The organism is Brevibacterium sp. BDJS002, from assembly GCF_028201555.1.
Lineage (GTDB): Bacteria > Actinomycetota > Actinomycetes > Actinomycetales > Brevibacteriaceae > Brevibacterium > Brevibacterium aurantiacum.
In genome coordinates this window covers 1,857,045-1,877,151 of record NZ_CP116392.1, presented here as the reverse complement: position 1 = coordinate 1,877,151, position 20,107 = coordinate 1,857,045, and the positions used below count along the sequence as shown (strand labels likewise).

Sequence of the window (20,107 nt, the reverse complement as noted above, 5' to 3'; positions counted from 1 at the left end):
GACTGCTCAGCTGAAGGAGTGTGCCGTGTCGATCACTGGCCCAAAGTCTCGGCCAGGGTGTCATGCAGATCTGTGGCTTCGTCTCTGCTGAGTTCGATCACCAGACGGCCTCCGCCCTCGACAGGAAGCCGCATCACCATGCCTCGACCTTCCTTGGTCACTTCCAGAGGTCCGTCGCCGGTGCGGGGTTTCTGGGCTGCCATGTGGGCTCTTCCTTCCGTTGATTATGCAAAAACGGTTCACGCTCGATGGACCGAATGTTATACGACCGATTATTCCACGATCCGGTCACCCACGGGTAACCCGACCGAATTCTGACATCTGGACCTCATCATCAGGGCGGCAGATCCGCCGGTGGGGTGAAGTGCCACAGGTAGGCGACCCAGACGATCTGGAGCAGGATGAACGCGCACAGAACAGCCGCCCTGTACCCGCGAGAGCGCACGAGAGCCAATGTCAGCGCCATCGGGAACAGCGGCAGGAGCAGCCGCAGGGTCGACGTCTGCGGAGTGAAGAAGATGAGCAGGTACACGCCGTAGGCCAGACAGAAGTACTGCAGAGTTCTGCCCATCTTGGCGCCCGCCGGGGAGAAGATGAGAGCCAGCATTCCTGCGATGACGACGAACAGGAGCACCGGACCCAGCGGACCGATGAGGCTGTTGGCCTGAGCCAACCACTGCACCACATACGTCGACTCACCGGTGTGCCAGGCCGCTTCGGTGTCCGTATACGCGGTCATCGACCCCGTCGACAACCAGGCGTGGATGGGATGGACCAATGCCGCGACGCACGAGAGCACACCCAAGGTCCAGGACCGCACCACCTCGGCGGTGGGATAGGGGTCGTGCCTGCGACGCATGAAGCGGTCGATGAGGTGCAGCAGCATGAAGAAGGCGAAGGCCACGCCGATGGGGCGCGAGAGATCCATGAGGAACACGACGGGAATCGCACTGAGATAGCGGCGTTCGACGACGAGGAGGAGCGCTGTGGCCTGCAGCAGCAGCGTCAGCGACTCCGCGTACCCGGTGGAGAAGATGGCCGCCGGGGGAAAGAACATGACGAGGGCCAGACCGGTCAGGGCCTGGCCGGGGTCGACGTATCTGCGAAACAGCACCAGGATGACGATGGCGGCGAGGCCCGCTGCGAGTGTCGACACGATCGGTGAGATCACTTCGTAGCTCAGTCCGGTCACGCTCGAGAGGTTGCCGACGATCGCCGGATGCAGCGGATAAAACGCCCATTGGTTCTCGGCCACCGCGCCGGTCTCATCGATCGGCAGGATGTTCGGGTAGCCCTCCTTCGCCACCCGGCCGTACCAGCCGCCGTCCCAGAAGTTGAGGAAGTCGTTGAGTGTGGTGGTCACCGGGCTGGAGGACCAGTTCGCCGGATCCTGGCGTTTGAGGACGGCGGCGAAGATCGAGATGCTCACGACTCGTGAGACGAAGTAGACCGCGATGGCCTGCACCCACACCGGCAGGGTGAGGAACAGGGTGCTCAGGCGCGACAGCCTGGAGGAGCTGAAGACTTCGGGAGCGAGTGTGATTCCGGGCAGGTCGTGGGCTTTGCTCATTGCTGCTCGCGTGCGGCTTCCAGCTCGGTGATTCGGGTGCGCAGAGCTGTCACCGCGCTGTCGACGTCCTCCATGCGGTAGCCGCGCAGGGCGGGGCGGAACGAGAGCCCCTCGAGATCCTCAGGTGTGAAGTCCTGCGGCAGGGGCTGCCAGTCGGCCTCAGTCTCCTCAGCGGACTCGGCGGAGAAGACGTTGAACGTCGCCGCCAGCACGATCACGAGCACGAAGATCGCTGCGGCCACTCCGATCACAATCCACAATGGCATAACGTCATTTTCTCACAGTGAGCGCATCTGCTCAGCGCAGGCCGCGCACGGTGTGTTTGGGAGCTGCGTCACCGGTGATCGCCAGCGTCACCGCGATGGCGTCAGCGGTGGCGCGAACGTCGTGGGTGCGGATCATCGCAGCCCCCTTCGCCACCGCAAGCGCGGTGGCCGCGATCGTTCCGTTGAGACGCTCCCCCGGTGCCACGTCACCGATGGCCTCGCCGACGAAGTCCTTCCGCGAGATCGCCAGCAGCACCCGGAATCCGGTGTCGGTGAAGGTCTCGAGCTCCCGCAGCAGGCGCAGCGACTGGTAGGTGTTCTTTCCGAAGTCCGGTGTCGGATCGATGATGATCTTCTCAGCGGCGACTCCAGCGTCCAGGGCGGCTTCGGCCAGTCCGATCACTCCGTCCAGGGTCCGTTCGACGACCTCGCCGGCGCTCAGCCCGTACCGGTTGCGGTGGGCGTCGGTGCGTGGGGCCAGTCCGCCCGTGTGTGAGCAGACGATGCCCACGTCGTTCTTCGCCGCCACGGAGGCCAGTTCGGGATCGACTCCGGCCCAGGTGTCATTGAGCAGGCCCGCACCCGCGGTGCAGGCGGCCTGGGCGACTTCGTGGCGCCAGGTGTCGACGCTGATGAGCACGTCGGGGTGGCTGTGCGCGACGGCCTCGATGACTGGGCAGACACGGTCGATCTCCTCGGCGCTGGAGATCTCCCGCCCGCGGCCGGCCCTCACGCCTCCGATGTCGACGATGTGCGCCCCGTTCTGCACGGCGCCTTCGACGGCTGCGATGGCTTCCTCGGCAGTGGCCGCCGATTCGTAGAACGAATCCGTGGTCCGGTTGATCACGGCCATGATGGCTGGGCCGCCGGACCGGGCCTGTGCCAGTTGAAAGCCGCCGAGGTGGGGGCTGGGCTCGGCTGTGTCCCTCACTGCTGTTCTCCCTTGATCGCGGTCCCGATGATGTCGACGACTTCATCGATGTCATCGGTGAGGGTGAACAGGTTCAGGTCTTTGTCGCTGATGGTGCCCTCGGCCAGGAGAGTCGTCGTCATCCAGTCGATCAGGCCCTGCCAGTAGGCGGTGCCGAAGAGCACGATCGGGAACGAGGTGACCTTGCCGGTCTGGACCATGGTGAAGGCTTCGAAGAGTTCGTCGAGGGTGCCGAAGCCGCCGGGCATGACGACGAAGCCGCGGGAGTATTTGAGGAACATCGTCTTGCGCACGAAGAAGTAGCGGAAGTTCACACCGAGTTCGACGTGGTCGTTGAGACCGGATTCGAAGGGCAGTTCGATGCCGAGGCCGATCGAGACTCCCCCGGCCTCTCTGGCCCCCAGGTTGCCAGCTTCCATGATGCCCGGTCCGCCGCCGGTGATGATTGCGTTGCCGGCGGCAGCGATGCGCCGTGAGATCTCCCGCGCGTCCTGATATCCCTGTGTGTCCGCGTTCAGTCGGGCGGAGCCGAAGATCGACACGGCAGGACCGATCTTCGCCAAGGAGTCGAAGCCTTCGACGAACTCGCCCTGGATCCGCAGCACCCGCCACGGATCTTCGTGTGTCCAGTCCGAGGGTCCGCGAGAATCGAGCAGGCTCTGGTCTGCGGTCGTCTCCGGCACCTGTGATCCGCGCAGGCGCAGCGGACCCTGGCTGTAGACATTGTCCTCAGCCGAAGCTGGAACCTCGGCGGTTGAGTCATGGTCGGTCATCGGTCTCAGCGGCCTTCGAGGTAGGCGTGCAGTGTCCGGGTGGCCTCGTCGACCTCGGTGACCGACACATGCTCATCCGACTTGTGGGCGTAGAGAGGATTGCCGGGTCCGAAGTTCACCGCCGGGACACCGAGTGCGCTGAACCTCGAAACATCGGTCCAACCCAGCTTCGGTGCCGGTGAGAGCCCAAGCGTGTCGATGAAGTCCTGAGCGATGGCGCGATCAAGGCCGGGCCGTGCCCCTTCGGCTGCGTCGGTGACGACGACGTCGAAGCCGGTGAAGAACTCGCGGAGGAAGCCCTCGGCCTCGGCGGCGGACTTGCTCGGTGCGAACCGGTAGTTCACGGCCACTGTGCAGGCATCGGGCACGACGTTGCCGGCGACTCCCCCGCTGATCGACACTGCCGACAGCGATTCACGGTAGTCGAGTCCGTCGACGTTCACGGTCCCGGTCTCATGGTCGGCCAGGCGCTGGAGCACCTCTGCTGCGGCGTGGATGGCATTGACTCCCATGAATGCGCGTGCCGAGTGGGCGCGAACTCCGGTCGTCGAGACGTTGACCCTGATGGTGCCGTTGCAGCCGCCCTCGACCGAGGCGTTCGAGGGTTCACCGAGGATCGCGAAGTCCCCTCCCAGCCAGTCGGGGTGGTTGCGGGAGACGCGGCCGAGACCGTTGAGGGAGGCGTCGACCTCCTCGTGGTCGTAGAAGACCCAGCTGACGTCGCGCGTAGGTTCGCGCAGGGCCGCGGCGGTGACCAGTGCCATCGCGACTCCGGCCTTCATATCGCAGGCACCCCTGCCCCAGATGACCTCGTCATCGGTGTAGTTCTCACCATCCATGTGGGTGCGCCGAGGCGGCAGGTTGTCCTCGACTGGAACCGTGTCCAAGTGGCCGGCCACGACGATGCGCTCGGCTCGTCCCAGGTGGGTGCGGGCCACGAGAGTGTCTCCGTCGCGCAGGATCTCCAGGTCCGGGCCAGGGCCTGCCCCGATGCGCTCGAGCACTGTTGCGACGGCGTCGGTGATGGTTGTCTCATTGCCTGAGACGGATTCGACGGCGCACAGGCGACCGGTGAGTTCGGCCGGGTCACCGAGGGCCGCAAACAGGTATTCGGACAGGTCACCGGTGGGGGCGAAACAGGATTCGGTCTCAGCAGATGGATCAACAGTCATACCGCTTAGCCTAGTACTGCCGCCACCGACTAGTCTTGGAGGCATGACAGAACGCATAGTTTCCGCACGTGGCCTGGCCACCCTGCACAACGACTCCGTCCTCACCGCCTGGTACCCCACCCTGAGCACGGCCGATTCCTTCGAAGCCGCCGAGGCGGCCGCCGCCTCCCGCGCGGACGCTGACGGGCTCGATGCCCTCGTGTCCGCCGACGAGGCTCGGGGCACCCGGACCGAGGTCGTCACCACCACCATCGACCTCGACGCCGGTCCCGCTTCGGCAGCCGATGCCTACCTGCGCCTGCACGCGCTCTCCCACCGTGTGGTCGTTCCCAACGACGTCAACCTCGACGGCATCTTCGGTCACCTCGCGAATATCGTGTGGACCTCCGCTGGCGCCTGCTCGCCGGAGGATTTCGAAGCCACCCGCGCGAAGCTGATGGCCAAAGGCCCCGTCGCCGTCTACGGACTCGACAAGTTCCCGCGCATGACCGACTTCGTCATCCCCTCCGGTGTGCGTATCGCCGATGCGGACCGTGTTCGCCTCGGCGCACACCTGGCTGCGGGGACGACCGTCATGCATGAGGGCTTCGTCAACTTCAACGCCGGCACATTGGGCTCGGCCATGGTCGAGGGACGCATCTCCCAGGGTGTCGTCGTCGGCGACGGCTCCGACATCGGCGGCGGTGCCTCCATCATGGGCACGCTCTCCGGCGGCGGTACACACCGCATCTCGATCGGCAACGGCAGCCTGCTGGGCGCCAACTCCGGTGTGGGTATCTCCATCGGCGATGACTGCATCGTCGAAGCTGGTCTCTACATCACGGCCGGAACTCGCGTCACCGTTCCCGGTGAAGACGAGTCGGTCGTCAAGGCCTCCGAACTCAGCGGCCAGAACAACATCCTGTTCCGCCGCAACTCCGTCACCGGAGCCGTCGAGGCGATCTCACGCACGTCCAAGGGAATCGAGCTCAACCCCGACCTGCACTGAGCAACAGCAACATCAACTCGGGCGCGTCCACGAAAGTGGGCGCGCCCTCGTGCTGTCTCGGCCAGTCTTACGTCGTGCCTCAACCCGTGGTGAGCGTGTGTCGTACGTCAGCCCCGCGCTGTCGTCGTGAGCGTGCGGCTCGAGCAGACATGACAATACGCCCTACACTCGGCTGCAAACCACCTTCTCCCAAAGGGGTGAAGCGGTGCTGAGTGTAGGGCGTATATGACCGGCGGTGCCTATTGCGAACGGCGGTGCCGGTTAAGAGTCGCGGTATGCATTACGAGTCGCGATACTGGTTGAGACCAGCCGCGCGATCGCGGATGCGATCAGCGCTCGTTCATTTCCTTGTAGTCGCGGGAGTAGGCACCCGTGTAGATCTGGCGCGGACGGCCGATCTTGGTCTCGGGATCGTTGATCATCTCGCGCCACTGTGCGATCCAGCCCGGCAGACGGCCGACGGCGAAGAGCACCGTGAACATGTTGGTGGGAAATCCGAGGGCCTTGTAGATCAGACCGGTGTAGAAGTCCACGTTCGGGTAGAGCTTGCGCTCGACGAAGTAATCATCGGCCAGAGCGATCTCTTCGAGCTTCTGAGCCACCTCAAGCAGCGGGTCACCGCCGGAGCGTGCCAGGACCTCATCAGCGGTCTTCTTGATGATCTTCGCACGCGGGTCGTAGTTCTTGTACACGCGGTGTCCGAAGCCCATGAGACGAACGCCGTCTTCCTTGTTCTTCACGCGTTCCATGAACTTCTCGGGTCCGTCGTCAGAAGCCGAGATCTCCTCGAGCATCGTCAGCACAGCAGAGTTGGCGCCACCGTGCAGCGGGCCGGCCAGAGCGTTGACGCCGGCCGAGATCGACTGGAACAGGTTGGCCTGTGACGAGCCGACGAGACGAACCGTCGAGGTCGAGCAGTTCTGCTCGTGGTCGGCGTGGAGGATGAAGAGCTGGTCCATGGCTTTGACGGCCAGCGGATCGGGCTCGTAGTCCTCTGCCGGCACTCCGAAGTTCACGCGCAGGAAGTTCTCCACGAGGCTCAGGGAGTTGTCCGGGTGGATGACCGGCAGACCCATGTTCTTGCGGTGGGCCAGTGCAGCGATCGTCGGCATCTTCGCGAGCAGACGGAACGTCGAGGTGTCGACCTGACCTTCGTCAAAGACATCGAGGTCATCTTGGTAGAAAGTCGACAAAGCGGCGACCGCGGCTGCCACCATGGGCATCGGGTGCGCATCGTAGGGGAAGGCGCGGAAGAAGCGACGCAGGTCTTCGTGGACGATGGTGTGTCCGCGCAGTCGACCGTCGAACGCGTCGTACTGTTCCTGTGTCGGAAGTTCACCATGAATGAGGAGGTAGCTGACTTCGACGAAGTTGGAATGCTCGGCGAGCTGTTCGATGGGATAGCCGCGATACTGCAGAACACCTGCGTCACCGTCGATGTAGGTGATCGACGAGGAGCTTGAAGCAGTATTGGCGAAACCTGGATCATAGGTGACCGCGCCAGTGTCTTTCAGCAGCGAACCGATGCGATATCCGTTGTTGCCCGCTGAGGATGCCACCTCGGGCAGCGTCAGCTCCGTGTCCCCGACCTGCAGACTCGCATCCGATGGCATATGTTCTCCTCAGCTTTGACCCACCTCAAGAACTTCCTGAGGTGTCTTGCACAATTCCCTCAAAGACTACCGATAACTGCCAGAATCAGAAAATCCCAGCACTACCCTCAAACTGCTCGGTAACCCGTCTGATCTGGCTCTACTGGGCTTCTTCGAACCAAATTTCGGTAGGCTCAGCGTCCACCCTTTTGGACCTCAGAACCGCTCATTCTGCCGCCGCATGCAACCGTCGTGCGGCCGCCTCGATGCGCTCATCACTTGCCGTCAGGGCAATGCGCACATGGTCCGTAGCCGCCTCACCATAGAATTCGCCGGGACCGGCGATGATGCCGATGTCGGCCAGCCCGGACAGCGAATCCCAGCAGTTGATGTCGGCACTCGACCACAGATAGAGGCCCGCGCTCGAGTGATCGATGCGGAATCCGTAGTCTTCGAGACCGCTGCGCAGCAGGTCCCGACGAGCCCGGTAGCGCTCCTTCTGTTCAGTGACGTGAGCAGTGTCTCGCAGACCGGCGATCATCGCCGCTTGGACTGGGAACGGCACGATCATTCCGGCGTGCTTGCGTGACTTGGTGAGGTCGCCGATGAGGTCGCGGTCACCGGTCACGAAGGCCGCGCGGTACCCGGCGAGGTTGGACTGCTTCGACATCGAGTACACGCTGAGAACACCGTGGTGATCTCCGCCGGTGACGTTGAGGATGCTCGGAGCCGGTGATTCGGATTCCCAGTTGAGCAGTCCGTAGCACTCATCGGAGGCAAGGACGACTCCAGATTCACGGGTACGGCGGACCACCTCGGCGAGGGTGTCGGTGTCCAGCACCTCACCCGTGGGATTGCCAGGGGTGTTGATCCACAGCAGTCCGATTCCGTCCAGGGAGGCACCGGCGGCAACGTCTGCCGCGTCGAGACGACGACAGCCGACACCGGCGATCGTGGCACCCACCTCATAGGTCGGGTAGGCCGCCGATGGGCAGGCCACTTCCAGACCAGCCTGGCGCAGTCCCAGCAGTGTGGGCAGCCACGCGACAAGCTCCTTCGAACCGACCGTGGGCAGCACCTCGGCGGCGGGATCGAGTGTGACCCCATGCCAATTCTGATACCACCAGGCGATGGCTTCGCGCAGTTCGGTCGTGCCCGCCGTCGTCGGATAGCCATGGGCGTCTCCGGCGGCGGCCAGTGCTGACTGGATCACCTGAGGAGTGGGATCGACCGGTGTGCCGATCGAGAGGTCGCAGACCCCATCAGGGTGCTGTGCGGCCCGATCGCGGAACTCGGTGAGTCGGTCCCACGGGTAGTCGGGCAGATTGAGGCCGAAGCGCGACGAGTCGAAGCGTGAAGACATGGCTCAGTCGTGAGGTTGCAGAGGCAGGGCGGCGATGATCGGGTGATCCAAGCCGGTGTTGCCCAGCTTCGCGGCGCCGCCGGGTGAGCCCAGCTCGTCGAAGAATTCGACGTTGGCCTTGTAGTACTCCGACCATTCCTCCGGTGTGTCGTCTTCGTAGAAGATCGCTTCAACCGGGCAGACCGGTTCGCAGGCGCCACAATCGACACATTCGTCCGGGTGGATGTAGAGGCTGCGCTCACCTTCATAGATGCAGTCGACCGGACATTCGTCGACGCAGGCCTTGTCCTTCAGATCGACACAAGGCTGGGCAATGATGTACGTCACGAGTACGACTCCTATAAAGACTCAACGAGATTGCACGTATACAGCCTAAGACTACGCCTTCCGGTCCGTTCAGGTCCCATCGGGTCGACGTGATCCTTCTTTCACATTCGTGTCCTCGGTCACGTCGGCGGCGGTGGGGATGGGGGCTGGATTAGGCTGGGGTGGCAAGAACTTCAAGGACGTTTCGGCGGAAGGCGATAAGTGGACGATCTGCAGCCCGGCAAAAGAGTGGTCGTGCGGTATTCGCTCGAACCCGGTGATTCGCATTCGACCTCGGATGCCCTCGGCGTCGTCAACAGTGCCGACGAGTCGTTCGTGGAGATCGGGACCAAACGCGGACCGATCCGCATCGCCCGCGAGCAGATCATGCTCGTCCACGAGGTGCCCCCGGCACCGACCAAATCAGGTCGCACCCACGAGATTGTCTCCGCCGTCGATCTGCGTCGGATCTCAGCAGCAGCATGGCTACCTGCTGACATCTCCTGGCTGCATATGGAGAACCTGCGCAATGAGAGTTCCGAATCCGATGCCGACATCGGACTGCTGCAGAAGGGCTGGCTGCTGCGCAGCTCCGACTCGGTGACCAGACGTGCCAACAGCTGCCTGCCCGTCACCGACACCGGAATGGACTGGGAGCAGAGCCTCGACGCCGTCGAAGCCTGGTACTCGGCCCGGGAGAAGCCCAGCTGCGTCCAGATCTATTCTGCCGATGACTCCAGTACTCTGGCGCCGGCATGCGAGGGGCTGGCCCCGCTGCTCTCCGCCCGCGGCTACTCCCCCTCTGAGCCCGTCTTCCTGCTGGCCGGTTCCACCGCCGAGGCGGCCGCTGGGGCCGCTCATCCCGGTGACGCAGCCGCTCCAGGCCTGTCTATCGACGTCAGCGAGGAGCCGAGCCCCATGCACTACGCGGCGTGGACGAGTGAGCGCAACCCCGGTTCGGCCGACGCTTTCCGCAGCCTCATCGAAGCTTCCGATCCGTGTCAGTTCGTCACGGCCTATGCCGATCACCCCGATGGCAGCAGGACCATGGTGGCCAGCGCCCGGATCGTCGAACGCAGCAAATGGGGCGTGCTGACGAACCTCGTCACCCACCCCGACCTGCGCCGGCGAGGAGCAGGTCGGTCGGTGGCCCGCGCCGCGGCGGCACTGCTGTCCCAGCGGGGAGTGCGTTCGTATCTCGTTGATGTGGAGGCGAGCAACGAAGCGTCCCTGAACCTCTTCACATCCCTGGGAGCCACGGTTCGTCACCGGTCCTGGTACGCCAGTCGCGGTTGAGTCGCGTCAACGACTCCGGCTGAAGCGATTCAGTCCTTGCACTCCACCTTGTTCACCGGACGGTAGACGGTGACGAATGAGTCCCTGGTCGTCTTGCCCGAGGCGATGTCCTCCATCGTCCGCGTGATCTTGATCGACCAACCCTGTTTGGGAGTCTGAGGCGTGCATTCAGGTCCCGACTCGGTCACGGACCCGGGTGAACTGTAGTTGTAGCGGTCAGAGGAATCGGACTTGACCTTGAGCTTCTTGTCGCCGAATACCTTTGCGTGGACCTCACCATCGGAGAGGTACATGTCGAGGACCACCGGCTGCTTCGAGGTGTTCGTGAACTTCATGTCGATCGTCGACCAGTCCAGCGTGGCCTCCCGGCCCTCTGGGTAGCGGGAGATGTAACGCGAATGAGCTTGGTGTTCGTCCAGTTCGAAACCGGCGAAGAAGGCGGCGTTGAACAGTGTCGTCGATACCTGCGAGACTCCCCCTCCGAAGTCCTCCTTCATCTGCCCGTCCGAGATGACGCCAGCGGCCTTGTACCCGTTTGCTGCTGTGCGCTGTCCGATGGCCTCGTTGAGGGAGAACTGCTCCCCGGGCTGAACGACCGTCCCGGAGACCTTTTTTGCCGCGACCTTGAGATTGGTGTCGCGGTTGGGTTCGGATGAGTAGCCGGTTGAGTATTCGGACATCACATCGGAGACATCAGCCTTCTCCGCATCCTTCGTGGTGAAGTCCGGTTTCACCGAGGCGAGGGTGACGGTTGGTTTGTCGGTCTTGCCCGAGATGGCGTCAGTGACGGCTGTGGTCAGCTCGTCCTTTTTGATCCCGATTCCCGTTTCCGACTTCACGACCTGAGGCTTGCCGTCTTTGATCGTGAAGCTTGCATCCTTCGCGGGCTTCCCGACATCCTTGTTGGCCGCCAGGACCCGTTTCTGCAGGTCCTCCTCGTCGAAGACGGGAGTGAGCTTCGAGTCCTTGGGCTCGAAGGTCAGTGTCTTCGCGATCGTCGCGGGGCTGATCGTCATATCTCCGGCGTCGACATCCGAGGAGGCGTCTTTCGCGGGTTCGGCTCGCACGGTCAGGTCTCCACTCACTGCATCCTTGGCGAAGCCGTCGGCGACGTCTTTCGCCTCGGCAGTGGTGATGTCGGGTTCGACGTCGGCAGCTGTGACCGGCAGCGGCCCTTCGGTACGCAGCCACGAGTCCTCGATGGCTGTGCGCACCTGTTCGGCGTCGACGCTCTGACCATCGGTGCCGTCCTTGACCTCGGGCTTGGCTTTGACGTAGCTGACTTCGGCGTCGACGGGTTCGAACTTGAGTGATTCCGTGACCTTGCCGGTGGCGTCCTCGAATTTCTCATCGTCGATGCTGATGACCGGTTCGATTTCGTCATCGCCGAAGAGGCGGTCCCAGATGATGACGGGGTTGAGGGTGAAGCCGGTGGCTCGGCTGATGGTCTCCGAGATGTCGAAGCCGACCCCGGCTTTCTCAGGGTCGAGGGCGGCAGTGGGCTTGCCCGCCTTGAGTTCGATCTTCTCCCCCGCTGTCTCACCCAGCTCTTCACGCAGGGTCGATTCCGCGGAGGTGGTGGACTTGCCGCCGATGTCGACGCCGGCGACAGTCGTTCCGGGCGACAGCACGCGTCCGGTGAGGAATCCGATGACCAGGTAGAGGACGGCCAGGACCAGCACGATGAACCCGGCGATGAGCCACGGTCTCCGCTTCGGAGTCTCCGCGGTGCCCTGCGGGCGGCCGCCGGGGTTCGGTGAGGGGTGGGACAGTGTCTGCGTCGGCATAGTTCTCCCGATTCTAACGGGCTGCTGTGGGCCGCCGCACCTTGATGAACGCGAGGATTGCGGCGATGAACATCGGACCGATCAGCCAGGCCGCCGAGCGCAGCGTTCCGGTCACGATGATGTCCGCGCCAGGCAGCCACGTCGGCTGGCCGAGGACATAGGAGAGGATGACGATGACAAGTGCGGCCACAAGCATCGGAGAGGAGCTTAAGTACATGGTCTTGAGGTGCCAGAGTCCGCAGGCGGCCAGCAGCAGGGACAGTACGAGTCCCCAGGGCAGGATGACCGTGGCACCGGCGAGGTCGAACACGCTCACGTTGAGGTGCTGCATGGCCCCGAGGAAGCCGATGAGCACAGCTAAGACAACAGCATGGGCATAGGCGAAGAACCCTGGCTTCTTGGGCTCTCGACGTCGCCGGCGCAGGGGTGCTGCACCGACAGCGCTGGGGGTCTGGGTTTCGCAGGCAGCGATGTCGAGGTCCGTGAGCACATGAGGTGCAGGTCCTGATCGAAGCCTCTGGGCCGAGATGGGTGTTCCGGCACCGATGGAGTAGTACTCATGGTCGACGATCTTCATGCCGATGCCGTTCGACAGTGCGAAGAACCCGCCGGAGACCGCCACCTGGGTGCGGTGAGCGGCCAAGGCGCTGCGTTTGTCGCCGAGAACCGAGGAGATGTCCTGGGCGATGACGATCTCGCTCACGGGCGGTTTGGTGGGGATCGTCTGAGCTGGCGAGAAGCCGGTTTCGGCGAATCCGGGCTGATTCGCGTCGAATGTCTCGTGAGCCACCTCGGCGGGGACATCGACGAACAGCAGCCGTCCGGCTCTCCAAGCTGCGAGGTCGACGGCGGCCACAGTAGCCTCGTGAACGCGCACGTGGTCGGGGTGGCCGTAACCGCCGTTGGCGGCATAGGTGATGACCGCATGGGGGCGGACCTCGTCGATGACGGAGGCGATGTAGCGGGACACGGTCGAAAGTTCGGCAGCGCAGAGTGCGTTGGCGGGCATGGTCGAGGCGGCGACGGCATGACCGTCAGGGCCCCACTCCATCCCGGAGTCTTCGAAGGTGTGGGCGCTGCCGCCCAGGAACAGGTGCTCACGCACGCCCAAGGCAGCCATCGCCTCAGCGACCTCGGCTTCCCGGACGCGGGCGAGTCCGGCACGATTGCCTTCCAAGCCTTTGAGGTCGGCGGGGATGACCTCGCCGTCCTCACCACGAGTGGCACTCAGGACCGTGACCCGCGCTCCCTCGCCGACAAGTGCGGCGATTGTGCCTCCGGTCGTGATCGTCTCATCATCGGGATGAGCGTGCACGAAGAGGATGCGGGGAACGACGGCCATGGGGTCCTGAGTGCTTGTGGTCATGCTGGGTTGGTGGAACTCACGCGTTCTGTTTACGCAGCTTGGCGTAGGTCTTCGCGCGTTCCTTCGGGTCGAGTTCCAGCTTGCGGATGCGCACTGTCCCTGGGGTGACCTCGACGCATTCGTCCTCACGGGCGAATTCGAGGCTTTCCTCAAGCGTCAGCTTGCGCGGCGGGACGAGGTTCTCGAAGGAGTCCGCCGAGGCCGAACGCATGTTCGTCAGCTTCTTCTCCTTCGTGATGTTGACGTCCATGTCGTCTGCGCGGGAGTTCTCGCCGACGATCTGGCCGGTGTAGACCTCCGAAGTGGGCTGGACGAAGAAGGTGCCGCGTTCCTGCAGGTTGATCATCGCGTAGGGAGTCACAGAACCTGGGCGGTCGGCCACGAGGGATCCGTTGGTGCGGAACTCGATGTTGCCGGCCCAGGGTCCATAGCCTGCGGAGAAGGAGTTGGCGATGCCGGTTCCGCGGGTCTCGGTGAGGAACCGGGTACGGAAGCCGATGAGCCCGCGTGCGGGGACGGTGAATTCCATGCGGACCCAGCCGGTGCCGTGGTTGGTCATGGTCGACATGACACCCTTGCGGCTGGCCAGGAGCTGCGTGACGGCACCGAGGTAGTCCTCAGGCACGTCGATCTGCAGCTCTTCGAACGGCTCGTGGACCTTGCCGTCGATCTTCTTGGTGACAACCTGAGGCTTGCCGACGGTGAGTTCGAAGCCTTCACGACGCATCTGCTCGACGAGGATGGCCAGCGCGAGCTCGCCGCGTCCCTGGACTTCCCAGGCGTCGGGACGTTCGGTGGGCAGAACCTTGAGCGAGACGTTGCCGACGAGTTCCTGGTCAAGACGATCCTTGACCATGCGTGCGGTGACCTTGGTGCCCTTTTCGCGACCTGCCAGAGGCGAGGTGTTGATGCCGATGGTCATCGAGATCGCAGGATCATCGATTGTGATCGCAGGCAGGGGCTTCGGGTTGTTCAGGTCGGTGAGCGTGTCACCGATCATGATGTCGGGGATGCCTGCCACGGCGACGATATCGCCGGCAGATGCCTCGGTGGCCGGGACACGGTCGAGGCCCTGAGTCTCCAGGAGCTCGGTGATCTTGACCGAGCTGATGTCATCGCCACGAGCCCAGGCGACCTGCTGGCCCTTGCGCAAGGTGCCGCCGAAGATACGCAGCAGAGCAAGACGGCCGAGGAACGGCGAGGCATCCAGGTTGGTCACGTGGGCCTGAAGGATGTCGTCATCGTTGATCTCAGGAGCCGGGATGGTCTCGAGGATCGTCTTGAACAGCGGCTCGAGGTCCGGGTTCGACGGAGCTTCTCCATCAGCGGGCTGCTCGAGCGAAGCGGCGCCGACCTTGGCCGCAGCGAAGACGGTAGGCACGTCGAGGACCGAGTCGACATCGAGGTCGGGAACTTCGTCCGCGAGGTCGGAGGCGAGACCGAGGAGCAGGTCCTGGGCCTCTTCGACGACTCCGTCGATGCGAGCATCGGCACGGTCGGTCTTGTTGATCAAGAGGATGACCGGCAGCTTCGCGGCCAGCGCCTTGCGCAGCACGAAGCGGGTCTGGGGCAGAGGGCCCTCGGATGCGTCGACGAGGAGAACCACGCCGTCGACCATGGACAGGCCGCGCTCGACCTCTCCGCCGAAGTCAGCGTGACCCGGCGTGTCGATGACGTTGATGACGATGGGGTCGTCACCGGCTGACGGTCCGTTGTAGAGAACCGAGGTGTTCTTCGCGAGAATGGTGATGCCCTTCTCGCGTTCGAGGTCGCCGGAGTCCATGACGCGTTCAGCAAAATCACCGTGTTCGCTGAACACACCGGTCTGGCGGAGCATGGCATCGACCAGAGTGGTCTTGCCGTGGTCGACGTGGGCGACGATTGCGACGTTGCGGCGGTTTTCCCGACGCGTGATGGCTTCAGTCATCAAGAACCTTATGAGCTAGAGAGATTGGTCCGGTGCGGACCCAACAGACCATTATACGGCCACACGCTTACCGGAAATGACAGGTGGTGTTCAAAGTCGGGCATGAAGAATGCGAGCGTGAATGCATTCGGTGGTCGCAGCGGCGAGTGAGAATCCGCCCGAAAGCGCATCTGACTCGTCCGCTGCGACCACCGAATTATCACGTAGGCCAGCTGGACTGCCTGAGGATCAGGCGTTGGCCGTGGCCTCCAGAACAGCGTCCCTGGCTTCGCGTCGCTTGCGCTGTTCGCGCGGGTCCGGAACTGGGACCGCGGACAGCAGCCGCTGGGTGTAGGGATGAACCGGGTTGGCGACGACCTGCGAGCTCTTCCCGATCTCGACCAAGTACCCGTGACGCATCACGGCGATACGCGAGGCGATGCGTTCGATGACTGCCAGGTCGTGGCTGATGAACAGGCACGCGAATCCGTATTCCTGCTGCAGACCCTCGAACAGGTCGAGGACCTTGGCCTGCACCGAAACGTCGAGGGCCGATGTCGGCTCATCGGCGATGAGCAGCTTCGGCCTCAGAGTCAGCGCACGGGCGATGCCGATGCGCTGCCGTTGACCGCCGGAGAGCTCGTGCGGATAGCGGTTGCGCATCGATGTGGGCAGCTCGACGGCGGTGAGCAGCTCTTCGACGCGCTTGCTCAGTGCTGGTCCCTTCATCCCCTCGTGGAGGTAGAGAGGTTCCCCGATGGACTCACCGACGGGCAGACGCGGGTTGAGCGAGGAACCAGGGTCCTGGAACACGATCCCGACTTCCTTGCGCAGCGGTCGCATCGCCTTGTTGCTCAGGCCCTTGATGCTCTTGCCGTTGACGACCATATCGCCTTCGACGGTGGGCAGAAGTCCCAAGGCAGCACGACCGATCGTCGTTTTGCCCGAACCGGATTCACCGACCAATCCCACGACCTCGCCGGGAGCGATCATCAGATTGATGTGGTGTGCGGCGCGGAAGGCCTTCTTCCGTCCGATCGCCGGATATTCGATCGCAGCATCGCGCAGCTGCAGTGCAGAAGGCTTCGAGAAGTCAGCCTGAGACCCGGGATGGTAGTAGGTCTCCGTGGAGTCCATCTCGATGTCATTGGCATGCTTGGACTCACCGGCTGCCTCCGCGGCTTCGGCCAGGCCCGAGACCCGGTCTGCTCCGCCTTCGGCCACCATCGGGCTGAGAGTCGACTTCGGCGGGTGCGCCCCACCGTCGTTGCCGCCCGTCGTGACGTCATCGGCGGTGCCGGGGGAGGCTTCCGATTCGTGAACGACCGCCGAGTCCTCGACACCGGCGAGGTCGGCGCCGAAAGCCTCTCCCTCAATGCCTGTGCCCAGGTGCGGCACGGCCTCGAGCAGCTGCTTCGTGTACGGGTGCTGCGGGTTGTAGAAGATCTCTTCCGCGTTACCCGATTCGACGACGCGCCCCGCCTTCATCACGATCATCCGATCAGCCATATCGGCGACCACCCCCATGTCGTGGGTGATGAGGATGATTCCCGCATCGAGCTTCGACTTCAGCTCACGCATGAGCTTGAGGATCTCAGCCTGGACGGTGACGTCCAGAGCCGTCGTCGGCTCATCGGCGATGAGCAGCTTGGGCTGGCAGGCCAGAGCCTGAGCGATCATGATGCGCTGACGCTGTCCACCCGAAAGCTGGTGGGGGAACGAATGGAACCGTTCCTCCGGGTCCGGGATCTCGACAAGACGCATGAGCTCGAGAGCGCGTTCTTTGGCCTCGGTGGGCCCGACGTCGAGGTGGACGCGCAGCGTCTCCACAATCTGGAAGCCAGCAGTGTAGACCGGATTGAGTGCGGTCATCGGCTCTTGGAAGATGACCGAGATCTCGTTTCCACGGATCTGCTGCATCTTCTCCGGAGGCATGCCGATGAGTTCGGTTCCGCCCATCTTCGCCGAGCCGGTGGCCCGGCCGTTGCTGGGCAGCAGACCGAGCAGTGACATGCTCGACTGTGATTTGCCGGAGCCCGATTCTCCTACGATCGCCAGCACTTCACCGGCGTTGACTGTGTAGTTGAGATCTTCGGCGGCCATCCACCATTCGTCGTTGACCCAGAAGTTCACGCCTAGGTCTTTGACGTCGAGGACCGGTGATTTGGCTGTGCTTGTCTGTTCAGTCATCACTTCGCCTCCTCTTTCTGCGTCGTGTTCGCCGCATTCTTCTGGGTCATGCGCTCGGCTTTCTTCATCTTCCTCCAGCTCGGAATGGTCTTCATCCGGGGGTCGAACGCATCGCGCAGACCGTCGCCGATGAAGTTCACACACAGTGCAATGACGATGATGAACAGGCCCGGCCACCAGAACAGCCATGGACGGGTCGCGAATGAGGTCTGGTATTCGCTGATGAGCTGGCCCAGGGAGATTCCAGGCGCCTGGATGCCGAAGCCGAGATAGCTGAGTGCCGCTTCGAGCACGATCGCCTGGCTCATCACCAGCGTCGTATTGACGATGATGACGCCCATGGCGTTGGGCAGCATGTGCTTGAACATGATGCGGAAGTCGCTGGCTCCGGCCACGCGAGCCGAATCGACGAATTCTCGTTCGCGCAGGGACATGAAGTCACCGCGGACGAGTCGTGCCAGGCCGGTCCACAGGATCGCTCCCAAGGCCAGGCCGAGCAGTGGCCCGTTCGCGCCTCCGACCATTTTGCCGAGGATGGAACCGATGACGATGACGGGCAGGATGATGAAGCCGTCTGTGATGCGCATCAGCATGGAATCGATCCAGCCGCGGTAGTATCCGGCGACTGCACCCACAATCGTGCCGATGACGAGGCAGACCAGGCCGATGATGATCATGACGATGATGGAGATCTGCGTCCCCTTCATCACACGGGCGAAGTTGTCGCGGCCGATCTCGTCCTGCCCGAAGGGGTGCTCCCCCAGCGAGAAGAAGTTCGAGAACGACCAAGTCGGCGCGCCTCCGGCGTTGACGATCGGGCCCGAGGCGGTGTGATTGAAGATCCACCACCCCGGGATCGGGCCGAAGCCCACCGATGAGAAGGCAAAGAGGGCGACGAAGGCGAAGACTCCGATGCTGATCATCGCGCCCTTGTGACGGAGGAACTTTCGGAAGACGATCTTGCCCTGGGACAGACCTTCAGTTTCCTTGGCCTCGATCGCATTGTCCCCGACCTCGTCGGGGGCGAGAGCATTCTGGTTATCGTTGTTGGTACTCATGCGTTCACTCGGATTCTGGGGTCGAGGACTGCATAGAGGAAGTCCGCGACGAGGTTGGCGATGATGGCGAGCAGGCCCGTGATGAGGATGTAGGCCATGATCGGATCGAGTTCGGACTGTCTCATCGAATCGATGAAGAGTTTGCCCATACCGTTCCAGCCGAAGATCGTCTCCGTGATGACGGCACCGCCGATCATGGTGATGATGTCGACGGGAATGATCGATGCCAGCGGCAGCAGAGCATTGCGCAGTGCGTGGCGCATGACGACCGTACGCTCGTTGAGGCCCTTGGCCCGTGCCGTGCGGATGTAGTCCTGGCCCATGACCTCGAGCATCGATCCGCGGGTGTAGCGGGTGTACGAAGCGAAGGAGATGAGGATCAGTGCGATCGATGGGAGGAGCAGGTGAGTGAACGTGTCAAGGTTCGCTATCCAGAAGTCGCCCTCGAGGTTCGGCGTCGATGCGCCGATCGTCGCGATCGGACGGTTGTTGATCGCAGGCTGGTCGGAGTAGTCTCCCCACCCCTGCAGCACCCGGTCCGCGAAGATGAGCACCGCGATGATGAGGCCGGTGAAGAAGGTGGTGCGCACCGTGTCCCAGGGATCGGGACCTCGGAATGCCAAACCGACGCCGATGGCCACACCGATCGTCACGACCAGGAGTCCGAACATCCACAGCCAGTTCATCTCCTGGTAGTAGAAGAGATACTGCAGCGGCATATAGAGCAGCGCTCCAATGACGGCCATCGTCAGAGACGCGTAGAGGACGCGCCGGTTCTTCAGGCCCGTCGACAGGAAGGTCATGACCACGGCAGCACCGAGGCCGATGACGACGATACCCACGATGCCGATGCTCGGGTGCTGCAGCCAACCGCTGGCCAGGATGTAGTAGATCGTGGCGAAGGTGATCACCGTGGCAGCGATGAAGGTGATGAGTCTGCGTTTGCGGCTGCCGCCCAGAGCTCCCATCCAGAACAGGCCCAAAGCCAGGCAGACGAGGATGATCGGCACCCAGCTGCTCAGCGTCGGGTCGTTGATGAAGTTGTTGATCTCGATCGCGCCGTACTGCTTGAGCAGAACCGCGACCCAGAACACAGGCAGCGAGTAGAGGAGGAACGAGACGAAGGTGATGAAGTAGTCGAAGCCCGAGTACTGACGAATCGCCGAGACCATTCCGACGGCGATGCCGAGCACGATGGCCACGATCGTCGAGGCAGTGATGAGCTTGACCGTGTTGACGATCGCTCCCTGGAGCTGCGAGGTGACCTCTTGGCCTGACTTCCAGGCGATGCCGAAATCGCATTGTCCGACCACGCAGCCGCCCACACCGGCCAACCACTTGAAGTAGCGCACGATTGCGGGGGTGTCGAGGTCAAGAAGTCTGCGCCGAGACTCGTAGAGTGCCTCGATGTTGGGAGAGGTGCTCGAGCGCAGATCCCAGAAGAAGTCGAGGGCGACGTTGAGCAGGAGATAGAGGACGAAGGTCACGACCAAGAGCACGAGTGCAGTTGATAGGAGTCGTCTGAGGATGAATCTTGTCATTG

General features: G+C 63.1%; 17 protein-coding genes. 2 read left to right on the top strand and 15 right to left on the bottom strand.

Features of this window, described 5'->3' with window-relative positions; genetic code table 11:
• Positions 1 to 32: 32 nt before the first annotated feature.
• The 6 genes from PGC08_RS08770 to dapE all read right to left on the bottom strand — a co-directional run bounded on the left by PGC08_RS08770 (position 33) and on the right by dapE (position 4,712).
• Positions 33 to 203 (bottom strand): DUF3117 domain-containing protein, encoded by a 171-nt coding sequence (locus PGC08_RS08770; protein ID WP_009881711.1) that lies wholly within the window; start codon positions 201 to 203, stop codon positions 33 to 35.
• Between the two features lie 131 nt (positions 204 to 334).
• Positions 335 to 1,570: a hypothetical protein gene (locus tag PGC08_RS08765; protein WP_096146860.1), complete on the bottom strand. Its 1,236-nt coding sequence runs from the start codon at positions 1,568 to 1,570 to the stop codon at positions 335 to 337.
• Entirely contained in the window at positions 1,567 to 1,836 is a 270-nt protein-coding gene (locus PGC08_RS08760) for a DivIVA domain-containing protein (protein ID WP_069600003.1), read from the bottom strand. Before PGC08_RS08760 ends, PGC08_RS08765 begins: the two co-directional genes overlap by 4 nt.
• Before the next feature lie 31 nt (positions 1,837 to 1,867).
• Positions 1,868 to 2,767 (bottom strand): dihydropteroate synthase, encoded by a 900-nt coding sequence (gene folP / locus PGC08_RS08755; RefSeq protein WP_009881708.1) that lies wholly within the window; start codon positions 2,765 to 2,767, stop codon positions 1,868 to 1,870.
• Entirely contained in the window at positions 2,764 to 3,540 is a 777-nt protein-coding gene (locus tag PGC08_RS08750; RefSeq protein ID WP_271709978.1) for a TIGR00730 family Rossman fold protein, read from the bottom strand. The genes folP and PGC08_RS08750 overlap by 4 nt, the downstream gene beginning before the upstream one ends.
• 5 nt (positions 3,541 to 3,545) lie before the next feature.
• Positions 3,546 to 4,712: a succinyl-diaminopimelate desuccinylase gene (gene dapE / locus PGC08_RS08745; protein ID WP_271709977.1), complete on the bottom strand. Its 1,167-nt coding sequence runs from the start codon at positions 4,710 to 4,712 to the stop codon at positions 3,546 to 3,548.
• Positions 4,713 to 4,755: 43 nt separating this feature from the next.
• Between dapE and dapD the strand changes: the two genes are divergently transcribed.
• Positions 4,756 to 5,700: a 2,3,4,5-tetrahydropyridine-2,6-dicarboxylate N-succinyltransferase gene (gene dapD, locus PGC08_RS08740; protein ID WP_009881705.1), complete on the top strand. Its 945-nt coding sequence runs from the start codon at positions 4,756 to 4,758 to the stop codon at positions 5,698 to 5,700.
• Positions 5,701 to 6,029: 329 nt separating this feature from the next.
• On the opposite strand, the gene PGC08_RS08735 is transcribed toward dapD, so the two are convergent.
• The 3 genes from PGC08_RS08735 to fdxA form a co-directional block, all read right to left on the bottom strand.
• Positions 6,030 to 7,313: a citrate synthase gene (locus PGC08_RS08735; protein WP_009881704.1), complete on the bottom strand. Its 1,284-nt coding sequence runs from the start codon at positions 7,311 to 7,313 to the stop codon at positions 6,030 to 6,032.
• Between the two features lie 205 nt (positions 7,314 to 7,518).
• Positions 7,519 to 8,655: a succinyldiaminopimelate transaminase gene (gene dapC / locus PGC08_RS08730; RefSeq protein ID WP_271709976.1), complete on the bottom strand. Its 1,137-nt coding sequence runs from the start codon at positions 8,653 to 8,655 to the stop codon at positions 7,519 to 7,521.
• A 3-nt stretch (positions 8,656 to 8,658) separates the two neighbouring features.
• Entirely contained in the window at positions 8,659 to 8,982 is a 324-nt protein-coding gene (gene fdxA, locus PGC08_RS08725) for a ferredoxin (protein ID WP_009881702.1), read from the bottom strand.
• 201 nt (positions 8,983 to 9,183) lie between these two features.
• Between fdxA and PGC08_RS08720 the strand changes: the two genes are divergently transcribed.
• Positions 9,184 to 10,257 (top strand): GNAT family N-acetyltransferase, encoded by a 1,074-nt coding sequence (locus PGC08_RS08720; protein WP_271709975.1) that lies wholly within the window; start codon positions 9,184 to 9,186, stop codon positions 10,255 to 10,257.
• 29 nt (positions 10,258 to 10,286) lie between these two features.
• Here the strand turns inward: PGC08_RS08720 and PGC08_RS08715 are convergent, their stop codons facing one another.
• From PGC08_RS08715 to PGC08_RS08690, 6 genes are all read right to left on the bottom strand, one after another.
• A complete protein-coding gene (locus tag PGC08_RS08715; RefSeq protein WP_271709974.1) occupies positions 10,287 to 12,044 on the bottom strand; it encodes a VanW family protein in 1,758 nt (585 codons plus the stop codon).
• 13 nt (positions 12,045 to 12,057) lie between these two features.
• A complete protein-coding gene (locus PGC08_RS08710) occupies positions 12,058 to 13,410 on the bottom strand; it encodes a PIG-L family deacetylase (protein ID WP_271709973.1) in 1,353 nt (450 codons plus the stop codon).
• A 16-nt stretch (positions 13,411 to 13,426) separates the two neighbouring features.
• Positions 13,427 to 15,337, bottom strand: a complete 1,911-nt coding sequence (typA, locus tag PGC08_RS08705; protein WP_009881698.1) for a translational GTPase TypA — start codon at positions 15,335 to 15,337, stop codon at positions 13,427 to 13,429.
• A gap of 228 nt (positions 15,338 to 15,565) precedes the next feature.
• The gene (locus PGC08_RS08700; RefSeq protein ID WP_271709972.1) at positions 15,566 to 17,506 is read right to left on the bottom strand and encodes an ABC transporter ATP-binding protein; all 1,941 of its coding nucleotides are present in this window, start codon (positions 17,504 to 17,506) and stop codon (positions 15,566 to 15,568) included.
• Complete coding sequence (locus PGC08_RS08695) at positions 17,506 to 18,564, bottom strand: ABC transporter permease (protein ID WP_271709971.1); 1,059 nt, start codon at positions 18,562 to 18,564, stop codon at positions 17,506 to 17,508. The genes PGC08_RS08700 and PGC08_RS08695 overlap by 1 nt, the downstream gene beginning before the upstream one ends.
• Positions 18,561 to 20,105, bottom strand: a complete 1,545-nt coding sequence (locus PGC08_RS08690; protein ID WP_271709970.1) for an ABC transporter permease — start codon at positions 20,103 to 20,105, stop codon at positions 18,561 to 18,563. Before PGC08_RS08690 ends, PGC08_RS08695 begins: the two co-directional genes overlap by 4 nt.
• Positions 20,106 to 20,107: the final 2 nt, after the last annotated feature.

Bases quoted from the DNA above. Each gene is read 5' to 3' on its own strand.
- PGC08_RS08690 (WP_271709970.1), bottom strand. From the start codon at position 20,105: ATGACAAGATTCATCCTCAGACGACTCCTATCAACTGCACTCGTGCTC.
- PGC08_RS08715 (WP_271709974.1), bottom strand. From the start codon at position 12,044: ATGCCGACGCAGACACTGTCCCACCCCTCACCGAACCCCGGCGGCCGC.
- PGC08_RS08710 (WP_271709973.1), bottom strand. From the start codon at position 13,410: ATGACCACAAGCACTCAGGACCCCATGGCCGTCGTTCCCCGCATCCTC.
- typA (WP_009881698.1), bottom strand. From the start codon at position 15,337: ATGACTGAAGCCATCACGCGTCGGGAAAACCGCCGCAACGTCGCAATC.
- PGC08_RS08765 (WP_096146860.1), bottom strand. From the start codon at position 1,570: ATGAGCAAAGCCCACGACCTGCCCGGAATCACACTCGCTCCCGAAGTC.
- PGC08_RS08750 (WP_271709978.1), bottom strand. From the start codon at position 3,540: ATGACCGACCATGACTCAACCGCCGAGGTTCCAGCTTCGGCTGAGGAC.
- dapD (WP_009881705.1), top strand. From the start codon at position 4,756: ATGACAGAACGCATAGTTTCCGCACGTGGCCTGGCCACCCTGCACAAC.
- PGC08_RS08700 (WP_271709972.1), bottom strand. From the start codon at position 17,506: ATGACTGAACAGACAAGCACAGCCAAATCACCGGTCCTCGACGTCAAA.
- PGC08_RS08695 (WP_271709971.1), bottom strand. From the start codon at position 18,564: ATGAGTACCAACAACGATAACCAGAATGCTCTCGCCCCCGACGAGGTC.
- PGC08_RS08735 (WP_009881704.1), bottom strand. From the start codon at position 7,313: ATGCCATCGGATGCGAGTCTGCAGGTCGGGGACACGGAGCTGACGCTG.
- dapC (WP_271709976.1), bottom strand. From the start codon at position 8,655: ATGTCTTCACGCTTCGACTCGTCGCGCTTCGGCCTCAATCTGCCCGAC.
- dapE (WP_271709977.1), bottom strand. From the start codon at position 4,712: ATGACTGTTGATCCATCTGCTGAGACCGAATCCTGTTTCGCCCCCACC.
- PGC08_RS08760 (WP_069600003.1), bottom strand. From the start codon at position 1,836: ATGCCATTGTGGATTGTGATCGGAGTGGCCGCAGCGATCTTCGTGCTC.
- PGC08_RS08770 (WP_009881711.1), bottom strand. From the start codon at position 203: ATGGCAGCCCAGAAACCCCGCACCGGCGACGGACCTCTGGAAGTGACC.